The organism is Hydrogenivirga sp. 128-5-R1-1 (assembly GCF_000171895.1).
This window is the reverse complement of sequence record NZ_ABHJ01000205.1, coordinates 1-1,922: the sequence shown is the minus strand read 5'-3', so window position 1 is coordinate 1,922 and position 1,922 is coordinate 1. Positions and strand designations below refer to the sequence as shown.

Genomic DNA, 1,922 nt, shown 5'->3' with positions numbered 1-1,922 from the left:
TGAACGCTCTTTGTCGGTATCTTCTATTCTTAAAATAAGTTTTCCATTTTCGTGTCTTGCAAATATATAGTTAAAAAGTGCAGTTCTTGCATTTCCAAGATGTAAATATCCGGTAGGGCTTGGTGCAAATCTAACTCTAATCAATTAAATATCTCCTCGTACCGTTTTTATTTTAAACTTATTATACTTTATTACATTATCAATATACAAAATATTAACTTATTTAAAAAATTGAATAACAAGCAGAGCAAACATTACTCCGAGAATAAGAGCTATTAAAGAAAGAATTATATTGGTTGTTCTCTGTATTTCTTTATGGTAGTTTTCCATTATATATTTATCTTCGTAATATAAAAGAGATTTAAATATTTTTTTATCTATATGCTGTAAAACTTTGTTATTTTCAAGGTCAATTTTTCCAAGTTTATACCATTTTTCTTTATGCTCAAAGTACATTTCAACTGTTAAAATCCCTTTTTCAATACTCCCTCTTATCTTATAAAAATAAAAATTATCTTTTATATCCTCAAATTTGCCGTCTGTTAAAAAATCAAAGAACTGCTCAATTCTCTTATCAGCACTTAAAGCTTCGTTTATATCCTTTAAAATCCGCAAATTTAATCTCCAACTAAAACTCCTCCCATCTTTTTCCTTTTTTCATTTACAAATTTCTGTACATCTTCCCATTTTCTTGTATTTATAATGTCTTTCTTTGTTGCCCAGCCTCTTCTTGCAAGGCCAACACCAAGTTCCATGTATGCAAAATTTCCAAGATTATGGGCATCTGTTGAAATTACAAGTTTTACACCTTCCTCTACACACTTTCTTATCCATATATCATCAATATCCATCCTAAGTGGCTGCGCATTTATTTCAAGGGCTGTACCTGTTTCTTTTGCTTTTTTTATCACTGCATCAATATCTACAGGGTATCCTTCTCTAATTCCTATTAATCTTCCGGTTAGATGGCCAATAGCGTTAACATATGGATTTTCCATAGCTTTTAAGATTCTATCTGTGTTATCTCTGCTAAAATGAGAATGTATAGATGCAACTACCCAGTCAAGTTTTGCTAAAACCTCATCTGATAAATCAAGACTGCCGTCCAATAAAATATCTACTTCTGTTCCCTTTTTTATAAAATTAAGACCAAGCATTTTATTGATTTGTTTAATTTCTTCTATTTCCTGAAGTAGTTTTTCTTCGTCAAGACCGTGGGCTACCCTTTGAGATTTTGAATGGTCGGTCATTACTATGTACTCATATTTGTAATTTTTTAATATAAAATCTGCTATTTCTTTTATAGAAAAAAGACCGTCTGTCCATGTTGAATGAACGTGCATATCTCCTTTTATATCTTTAAGCTCAACAAGTTTTGGAAGTTTATGCTCAAGGGCAAGTTCTATTTCACCTCTATCTTCTCTCATCTCAGGAGGTATCCAGTCCATACCTACAGCCTTATAAACACTTTCTTCTGTTTCTCCTGCAATTTTTTCTCCTGTATCTACTTTGTAAACGCCGTATTCATTTATTTTTAACTTATTTTCTTTTGCTATTTCTCTGAGATGAACATTGTGCTGTTTTGAGCCTGTAAAATACTGGAGTGCTGCTCCTATTTCATTTTCCCTAAATATTCTCAAATCTACTTGAGTTTCTTGTTTTTCTGTTTTAAATATCACACTTGTTTTTTTAGCTCCTTTTACAAGTACCTCTTTAACTTCAGGGAGAGATGCAAAATGTTCCATTATTTTTAAAGCATCCTTTTCATCTGCAACAGCAAGAATATCAATATCTCCAACAGTAGCTTTCCTTCTTCTTATACTTCCGGCAGTTTCAATAAATTTAACTTCTTTTAATTTTCTAAGCTGGTCTTCAATATATCTTGATATTTGAAGGGCATCCCATAAAAGCATTCTCCTTTT

Annotated in this window: 3 protein-coding genes; all 3 read right to left on the bottom strand. The window is 31.4% G+C overall.

The features are described from left to right. Positions 1-144 (bottom strand): glutamate--tRNA ligase family protein (locus HG1285_RS19210; protein WP_232219525.1); only part of this gene is annotated, 144 nt, incomplete at its 3' end. Between the two features lie 75 nt (positions 145-219). After that, on the bottom strand, positions 220-615 hold the full coding sequence (locus tag HG1285_RS03340; RefSeq protein ID WP_008288896.1) for a hypothetical protein: 396 nt from the start codon (positions 613-615) through the stop codon (positions 220-222). A 2-nt stretch (positions 616-617) separates the two neighbouring features. Then, on the bottom strand, positions 618-1,922 hold a 1,305-nt coding region (polX, locus tag HG1285_RS03345), incomplete at its 5' end, for a DNA polymerase/3'-5' exonuclease PolX (RefSeq protein WP_008288895.1).